The following is a 7,845-nucleotide window of genomic DNA, read 5'->3' as shown; positions in this document are numbered from 1 at the left end:
TAGCCGGTGGCCAGCACCGCGAGGGCGGCCGAGACCACCGTCGCCATCAGGCCGTACATCCGCTCGTCCGGCGAGGCGTGCGAGCGCAGCTGGAGCACGAGGGAGAGCAGGACCCACAGGCCGAGCGGGCCGAGGATGGCCACCAGGGCGTGGTCGCGGCCGGCCGCCAGGAGCGCCACGTCGGCCGTCAGCGCGCCCGCGAAGGCCAGCGCGATGCCCTGCCGGGCGGGCCACATGCCGTTCAGCCGGAACCAGCCCGCGGCCGTCACCGCCTGGAGCACCACCAGCGGTGCCACCAGGGCGTACGACGCGATGGGCGCCGCCGCGGCCAGCAGCAGGCCCAGCAGGGCGGTGAGCGCCGCCGGCTGCATGCCGGGCTCGATGATCGGGGACCGGCCCTCCAGGCGGGCCCGCTGGGCGTCGGTGATCCGCGCGTTCCCGGCGAGGGTGGCGGGGCCGTAGGCGGGCTCGTCGGAGGGGTCGGCGGAGTCGGCCGCGGCGGGTACGGAGGCGGCCGGTGCCGGGGCGGGAGCCGGCTGGTGTTCCCGCGCCGGCGCGTACGCCCCCTCGTACGAACCGGGGTACGAACCCGTATGAGCCCCGGTGTGCGGCGCCCCTTCATACGCACCCGCGTACGGGTCGGCGTACTGCTGGGGCTGCTGGGACTGATGTGGCTGCTGGTAGCCGGGGTCCTGGTAGTACTCCTGCTGCTGGTACCCCTGCTGCTCCTGCCGCGGCAGGTACGACGTCTCCTGCGCCGGCACCGCCGCGTGCGTCTGGGTCTCCCAGGTCTGGCCCTGCCACTGCTGGGTCAGCTCCGGGTCGTGGCCGTAAGCCTGCTCGTGCCCGGGGTGCCGCTCGTGTCCGGGCCACTGCTGCGGGGGCTGCTGATAGGGGTCGTAGCCCTGGTGGGGGCCGCTCTGGTACGGCTGCTCGGTCATGCTCACCCTCCTGCGAACGGCGGGAGCACCTCGACCGTGCCGCCCTCGGCCAGCCGTACCGTCTCATGCGCGCGGGTCCCGACGGGGTCGCCGTCGACGAGGAAGGAGCAACGCTGGAGCACGCGGGTGAGTTCGCCGGGGTGGCGCTCGCGGACGGCGGCCAGCGCGCCGGCCAGCGTGTCCGCCTCGTACGGCTCCTCGGCGACCTCGGCCGCGGCCTTGGCGGCGGCCCAGTAGCGCACCGTGACCTTGGGCATCTGAATCCTCAATCGACGGCAAGAACAAGAAAAAGTCAAAGACAGTGTGAGCCAGGCTAGCCCGCCGCCGACACCGCCCAGTCTGCGATCCGCGCCACCAGGGCGTCGTCCGCCGCGTGCTCGGCGTGGCCCATGCCCGCCTCGATCCACAGCTCGCCGTGGCCGCCGGCCGCCTCGGCGAGCATCCGGGGGTGGTCGAGCGGGAAGTAGCCGTCGCGGTCGCCGTGCACGATGAGCAGCGGCGTCGGGGCGATCCGCGAGGCGGCCCGCACCGGGGAGAGCGGGACGGGGTCCCAGTCGCGGTGGTGGATGCGGGTGCGCAGGCCGTAGCGGCCGACCAGGCGGCCCGCGGGGCGGGTGACCAGCCAGTGCAGCCGGCGCATCGGGGCCGTGCCCCGGTAGTACCAGCGGGCCGGCGAGCTCACCGAGACCACGGCGTCCACCGTGCCGGGACACAGCGCCGCGTGCCGCAGGACCACCGAGCCGCCCATGGAGAAGCCGACGGTCACCACGCGCGCGTGCCCGAGGCGGCGGGCCCACTCCACGGCGGCGACGAGGTCCAGCACCTCCTTGTCACCGACGGTGGACCGGCCGCCGGAGCGTCCGTGGCCGCGGAAGGAGAAGGTGACGACCGCGCCGTGGCCGCGCAGCACGCCGGCCACCCGGCGGACGTGCGGCCGGTCCACGTCTCCGGTGAAACCGTGCGCGATGACGAACGCGAGATCACGGCAGGCCCCGGAAGGGACTCCCAAAGGGCCGGCAAAGCCTTCGTATACGGCACCGGCGCCGGGATCGTATACGGATTCGACCGGCACACCGTCTGCCGTGCGGAGAAACGTTCGCACCTGGCCACTTCCGGTCGTCTCGCATTCCGGACGATCCGTGGAACGGGCCGCATCACCTGCCGGTCGGTTGGTCATGTGGGCTATTCTGCTGGGCAGAGGACTCGGGCAGCGTAGCCCCCGGGTCCTTTTGTGCTTTCGGAAGCGTTGTATACGAGCGGGAATCCCCCGGGGTCCCCGCGTGTGTACGGGGCCTTCGGGATCGCAGAGCAGTGCCCGTCCGCACAGCGTCCTCGCAGGGACCGAGGAGGAACCAGACGTATGAGTTCTCTGCTGCTCCTGACCAACGCCCTTCAACCGTCGACAGAAGTGCTGCCCGCGCTCGGCCTGCTCCTGCACAACGTGCGGGTGGCCCCGGCGGAGGGCCCGGCGCTGGTCGACACGCCGGGTGCCGACGTCATCCTCGTCGACGGCCGCCGCGACCTGCCCCAGGTGCGCAGCCTGTGCCAGCTGCTGCGCTCCACCGGCCCCGGCTGTCCGCTGGTCCTCGTCGTCACCGAGGGCGGTCTCGCCGCCGTCACCGCCGACTGGGGCATCGACGACGTCCTGCTCGACACCGCCGGTCCCGCGGAGGTCGAGGCCCGGCTGCGCCTCGCCATGGGCCGCCAGCAGCTCGTCAACGACGACTCGCCGATGGAGATCCGCAACGGCGACCTGTCCGTGGACGAGGCCACCTACTCCGCCAAGCTCAAGGGCCGGGTCCTGGACCTGACCTTCAAGGAGTTCGAGCTGCTCAAATACCTCGCGCAGCACCCCGGCCGGGTCTTCACCCGCGCCCAGCTGCTCCAGGAGGTGTGGGGCTACGACTACTTCGGCGGCACCCGGACCGTCGACGTGCACGTACGGCGGCTGCGGGCCAAGCTCGGCCCGGAACACGAGTCGCTGATCGGCACCGTACGCAACGTGGGTTATCGATTCGTTACCCCCGAGAAGAGCGACCGGTCCGCCGAGGAGGCCAAGGGCAGGCCGGCCCGGGCAAAGGCGGAAGATGCGGACGCAACCGCCGTGCCGGCCGGCGCCGAGGTGCACCTGGACGCCTGACCGCCCCCGGCACCGCCCGGTCCGGCCTGGTCCGCCCGGTGATACGCCCTGCCCAGGAGGGGTCAATCCGCGTAGACTCCGCGCGTGGCCAAGGTGACTCGGGATGACGTGGCACGGCTGGCTGGGACCTCCACCGCCGTCGTCAGTTATGTCATCAACAACGGACCCCGGCCGGTCGCCCCGGCCACGCGCGAGCGCGTCCTCGCCGCGATCAAGGAACTGGGGTACCGGCCCGACCGGGTGGCGCAGGCCATGGCGTCCCGGCGCACCGACCTCATAGGGCTGATCATCCCGGACGCCCGCCAGCCGTTCTTCGGCGAGATGGCGCACGCGGTGGAACAGGCCGCGTCCGAGCGCGGGAAGATGGTGCTGGTCGGCAACACCGACTACATCGGCGAGCGCGAGGTGCACTATCTGCGCGCCTTCCTCGGGATGCGCGTCTCGGGCCTGATCCTCGTCTCGCACGCGCTGAACGACCTCGCCGCCGCCGAGATCGACGCCTGGGACGCCCGGGTGGTGCTGCTGCACGAGCGGCCGGAGGCCATCGACGACGTGGCCGTGGTGACGGACGACCTCGGCGGCGCCCAGCTCGCGGTGCGCCACCTGCTGGAGCACGGGTACGAGTACGTGGCCTGCATGGGCGGTACGGCCGAGACGCCGGCCGTCGGCGACCCGGTCTCCGACCACGTCGAGGGCTGGAAGCGGGCCATGGCGGAGGCCGGGCTGCCGATCGAGGGTCGGCTGTTCGAGGCGCCGTACAACCGCTACGACGCCTATCGCGTCGCCCTGGACGTCCTCTCCGGGCCCCGGCGCCCGCCGGCGATCTTCTGCTCCACCGACGACCAGGCGATCGGCCTGCTGCGGGCCGCGCGCGAGCTGCGCATCGACGTGCCCGGGGAGCTGGGGGTGGCCGGGTTCGACGACATCAAGGAGGCCGCGCTCGCCGACCCGCCGCTGACCACGGTGGCCTCCGACCGGTCGGCGATGGCCCGGGCGGCGGTCGACCTGGTGCTGGACGACGGGCTGCGGGTGGCGGGATCGCGCCGGGAGCGGCTGAAGACGTTCCCGTCACGGTTGGTGGTGCGTACGAGCTGCGGGTGCGTGTAGCCCGCGGCACCCGCGCCGGTCCCCGTCTTTATATCGGGCAAACACGGTTCTGCCGGGCTTCTCAGCGTGCACTCAGGAAGCTCTCATGGTCGCGGGGGAGTCTTGTGTCATGACCGAGAGCCAGGGCACTTACGAGCAGCCGTACTCTTCCTCCCCCGTCTCCCCCGCGCACGCCGAGTGGCCGCCCCCGCCGCCGTACCGGCCGGGGACGCCGCCGGAGCCGGGGAAGAAGCGCGGGCGCGGACCGGTGGCCCTGCTCGCGGCCGTCGCGATCGTGGCGGCGGCGGTCGGCGGCGGCACGGCCTACACCGTGCAGGAGCTGACCGGCAAGGACGCCGCCACCGCCGTCGGCGCCCCCGCGGTACCGACGAGCAAGCGGGGTGACGTCGCCGCGATCGCCGCCGCGGTCAGCCCGAGCGTGGTCGAGATCAACGCGACCCTCGCGGGCGGCTCCTCCACCGGCTCCGGCGTGATCATCGGCTCGGACGGGGAGATCGTCACCAACAACCACGTCGTCTCCGGCGCCTCCTCGGTGAGGGTGCGCACCAGCGACGGCAAGAGCTACACCGCCGAGGTGCTCGGCACCGACAGCTCCAAGGACCTCGCGCTGATCAAGGTGCGGGGCGCCAAGGACCTGAAGGCGGCGGCGCTCGGGAACTCCGACGCCGTGCGGGTCGGCGACCCGGTCGTGGCCATCGGCTCCCCCGAGGGCCTGACCGGCACCGTGACCAGCGGCATCGTCTCCGCCCTGGACCGGGACGTCACCGTCTCCACCGACGAGAACCAGGGCCAGGACCAGGGCGGCGACGACCAGTGGCCGTTCCGGTTCGGCGGCCGCGAGTTCAACGGCGACACCGGCTCGTCCACCACCACCTACAAGGCGATCCAGACCGACGCGTCCCTGAACCCCGGCAACTCCGGCGGTGCGCTGATCGACGCGAGCGGCCGGGTCATCGGGATCAACTCCGCGATGTACTCCTCCGGTTCGCAGGCGTCCTCGTCCTCGGACGCGGGCAGCATCGGCCTCGGCTTCGCCATCCCGGTCAACACCGTCAAGTCCGACCTGGCCGCGCTGCGGTCGGGCGGCACCAGCACCAGCTAGACCACTCACGCGCCCAGCCGGCGCACGAGTCAGCAAGGAGCAGGTCATGATCAAGCACGTTCCGCACCGCATGGCCGAACGCGGCCCCGCCGGCCTCACCCTGGCCCTGTCCATCGTGTCCGAGCTGCATGTCCCCGTTCCGGCGCCCCGCGCCCCCGAGGTGGCGACCCGGGCCGTGACCCCGGTCCCGCAGCTGATGGGCCTGCGCACCTCCGCCGTCCGCCGGCACCGCCGCAAGGTCCCGCTGCACCGGCTGAGCACGGTCCGGGCCTGACCGGCCCGCGCGTCCCTCACCGGCCCGCGACCCGTGGCACGCTGAGAGACGTCCGCAACCGTCCCACCGCACCCCGAGGAACCGCCAGCGATGAGCCCCGCCGAAGGCGACCGTGACCCCCAGCGCATCCTGATCGTCGACGACGAACCGGCCGTGCGCGAGGCCCTGCAGCGCAGCCTGGCCTTCGAGGGGTACGACACCGAGGTCGCCGTCGACGGGGCGGACGCCCTGGACAAGGCGGGCGCCTACCGGCCGGACCTGGTCGTGCTCGACATCCAGATGCCCCGCATGGACGGCCTGACGGCGGCCCGCCGCATCCGGGGCGCGGGGGACACCACCCCCATCCTGATGCTCACCGCCCGCGACACGGTCGGCGACCGGGTGACCGGCCTGGACGCGGGCGCCGACGACTACCTGGTCAAGCCGTTCGAGCTGGACGAGCTGTTCGCCCGGATCCGGGCACTGCTGCGCCGCAGCTCCTACGCGGCGGGCGTGTCCGCCGAGGCCCGCCAGGACGAGGCGCTCACCTTCGCCGACCTGCGGATGAACCTGGCCACCCGGGAGGTGACCCGGGGCGAGCGGCCGGTGGAGCTGACCCGCACCGAGTTCACCCTGCTGGAGATGTTCATGGCCCATCCGCGCCAGGTGCTCACCCGGGAGCAGATCCTGAAGGCGGTGTGGGGCTTCGACTTCGAGCCGTCCTCCAACTCGCTGGACGTGTACGTGATGTACCTGCGCCGCAAGACCGAGGCGGGCGGCGAGCCGCGCCTGGTGCACACCGTGCGGGGCGTGGGGTACGTCCTCAGGCAGGGCGGCGCCGAGTGAAACGCGTGCTGCGCCGGTACCGGGCGCTGCCGATCCGGGCACGGCTGGCGGTGCTGGTCGCGGCGGCGGTGGCGTTCGCGGTGGCCGCGGTGTCGATGACCTGCTGGTTCATCGTGGAACGCAAGCTGTACGACCAGGTGGACGACGACCTTCGCAAGTCCCTGAAGAACACCACGCAGCCCGACCAGGTGCTGCTGGCCCTCGCCCGCTGCACCGACACCCCGCCCTCCGACAACCCGTTCCGGGACCGGTACTCCCAGGTGGTCACGGAGGACGGCAAGGTCTGCCTGTTCGGCGGCGCCTCGGCGAAGATCGACGTCACGCAGGCCGACAAGTCGGAGATCCGGCACCTGGACGTCGGCACGCTCTACTTCCGCAACGGCACCGACAGCGAGGGCAACGACGTACGGGTGCTCACCCGGCCGCTGCTGGCCACCGCGTCCTCGACCGGGGAGCGCGGGCCCAACGTGGGCGTGCTCATCGCCATGCCGCTCAAGAGCACCCAGCAGAACCTCAACGACCTCGCGCTGATCCTGCTGCTGGTGTCGGCCGTCGGGGTGCTCGGCGCCGGCGCGGCGGGCCTCGCGGTGGCGCGGGTCGGACTGCGGCCGGTGGACCGGCTCACGGAGGCCGTGGAGCACGTGGCCCGCACCGAGGACCTGAGCGTGCGCATCCCGGTGGAGGAGGACAGCGAGGACGAGGTGGCCCGGCTGTCCCGGTCGTTCAACTCGATGACCGCCTCGCTGGCCAGTTCCCGGGACCTCCAGCAGCAGCTGATCGCCGACGCCGGCCATGAACTGCGCACGCCCCTGACGTCGCTGCGCACCAACATCGAGCTGCTGACCCGCAGCGAGGAGACGGGCCGGCCGCTGCCGCCGCAGGACCGCAAGGCGCTGCTCGCCTCGGTGAAGGCGCAGATGACGGAGCTGGCCGCGCTGATCGGCGACCTCCAGGAGCTGTCCCGCTCGGAGGGGCAGCGCGGCGAGCGGCTCCAGGTGGTCTCCTTCCGGGACACCGTGGAGGCGGCGCTGCGCCGGGCCCGGCTGCGCGGTCCGGAGCTGACGATCACCGCCGACCTGGAGCCCTGGTACGTACGGGCGGAGCCGTCCGCGCTGGAGCGGGCCGTGGTCAACATCCTGGACAACGCGGTGAAGTTCAGCCCCGAGGGCGGCACGGTCGAGGTGGCGCTGCACGAGGGCGTGCTGACCGTCCGCGACCACGGCCCCGGCATCCCCGAGCACGAACTCCCGCACGTCTTCGACCGGTTCTGGCGCTCCCCCAGCGCCCGCGCCCTTCCCGGCTCGGGCCTCGGCCTGTCCATCGTGGCCCGTACGGTCCAGCAGGCGGGCGGCGAGGTCACCCTGGCCCGCGCCGAGGGCACCGGCACGGTGGCCACGGTCCGTCTGCCGGGCGCGCCGACCCCGCCACCGGAGGCCCCACGGGCTGAAACTTCGGG

Annotated in this window: 9 protein-coding genes; 6 read left to right on the top strand and 3 right to left on the bottom strand. The window is 72.8% G+C overall.

The annotated features are described in order from the left end of the window. The 3 genes from H5J33_RS16445 to H5J33_RS16435 all read right to left on the bottom strand — a co-directional run. A partial coding sequence (locus H5J33_RS16445; protein ID WP_181795655.1) for a hypothetical protein occupies window positions 1-941 on the bottom strand: 941 nt, incomplete at its 3' end. A 2-nt stretch (window positions 942-943) separates the two neighbouring features. Next, on the bottom strand, window positions 944-1,198 hold the full coding sequence (locus H5J33_RS16440) for a MoaD/ThiS family protein (protein ID WP_030612461.1): 255 nt from the start codon (window positions 1,196-1,198) through the stop codon (window positions 944-946). Between the two features lie 56 nt (window positions 1,199-1,254). After that, window positions 1,255-2,118: an alpha/beta hydrolase gene (locus H5J33_RS16435; protein ID WP_181795654.1), complete on the bottom strand. Its 864-nt coding sequence runs from the start codon at window positions 2,116-2,118 to the stop codon at window positions 1,255-1,257. A 183-nt stretch (window positions 2,119-2,301) separates the two neighbouring features. Here H5J33_RS16435 and H5J33_RS16430 point away from each other — a divergent pair, with 183 nt between their 5' ends. From H5J33_RS16430 to H5J33_RS16405, 6 genes are all read left to right on the top strand, one after another. Continuing rightward, window positions 2,302-3,081, top strand: a complete 780-nt coding sequence (locus tag H5J33_RS16430; RefSeq protein WP_181795653.1) for a response regulator transcription factor — start codon at window positions 2,302-2,304, stop codon at window positions 3,079-3,081. Window positions 3,082-3,165: 84 nt separating this feature from the next. Beyond that, the gene (locus tag H5J33_RS16425) at window positions 3,166-4,188 is read left to right on the top strand and encodes a LacI family DNA-binding transcriptional regulator (RefSeq protein WP_181795652.1); all 1,023 of its coding nucleotides are present in this window, start codon (window positions 3,166-3,168) and stop codon (window positions 4,186-4,188) included. Window positions 4,189-4,297: 109 nt separating this feature from the next. Next, window positions 4,298-5,290 (top strand): S1C family serine protease, encoded by a 993-nt coding sequence (locus tag H5J33_RS16420; protein WP_181795651.1) that lies wholly within the window; start codon window positions 4,298-4,300, stop codon window positions 5,288-5,290. 46 nt (window positions 5,291-5,336) lie between these two features. Then, window positions 5,337-5,564 carry a hypothetical protein gene (locus H5J33_RS16415; protein WP_181795650.1) on the top strand — a complete coding sequence of 76 codons (228 nt, stop codon included), beginning with the start codon at window positions 5,337-5,339 and terminating at the stop codon, window positions 5,562-5,564. A 90-nt stretch (window positions 5,565-5,654) separates the two neighbouring features. After that, entirely contained in the window at window positions 5,655-6,389 is a 735-nt protein-coding gene (locus tag H5J33_RS16410; protein WP_181795649.1) for a response regulator transcription factor, read from the top strand. Next, window positions 6,386-7,845, top strand: a 1,460-nt coding sequence (locus tag H5J33_RS16405) for a HAMP domain-containing sensor histidine kinase (protein WP_181795648.1), incomplete at its 3' end; no start/stop codon positions are given. The genes H5J33_RS16410 and H5J33_RS16405, both read left to right, overlap by 4 nt.

It is taken from the genome of Streptomyces sp. WELS2 (genome assembly GCF_013870595.1).
In the GTDB taxonomy this organism is placed as follows: Bacteria; Actinomycetota; Actinomycetes; order Streptomycetales; family Streptomycetaceae; genus Streptomyces.
The sequence above is the reverse complement of the archived record's forward strand: the minus strand, read 5'-3'. Positions and strand labels throughout refer to the sequence as shown.

Coding starts and splice junctions, on each gene's coding strand:
- H5J33_RS16435 (WP_181795654.1), bottom strand. CDS start 2,118: ATGACCAACCGACCGGCAGGTGATGCGGCCCGTTCCACGGATCGTCCG.
- H5J33_RS16420 (WP_181795651.1), top strand. CDS start 4,298: ATGACCGAGAGCCAGGGCACTTACGAGCAGCCGTACTCTTCCTCCCCC.
- H5J33_RS16440 (WP_030612461.1), bottom strand. CDS start 1,198: ATGCCCAAGGTCACGGTGCGCTACTGGGCCGCCGCCAAGGCCGCGGCC.
- H5J33_RS16415 (WP_181795650.1), top strand. CDS start 5,337: ATGATCAAGCACGTTCCGCACCGCATGGCCGAACGCGGCCCCGCCGGC.
- H5J33_RS16430 (WP_181795653.1), top strand. CDS start 2,302: ATGAGTTCTCTGCTGCTCCTGACCAACGCCCTTCAACCGTCGACAGAA.
- H5J33_RS16410 (WP_181795649.1), top strand. CDS start 5,655: ATGAGCCCCGCCGAAGGCGACCGTGACCCCCAGCGCATCCTGATCGTC.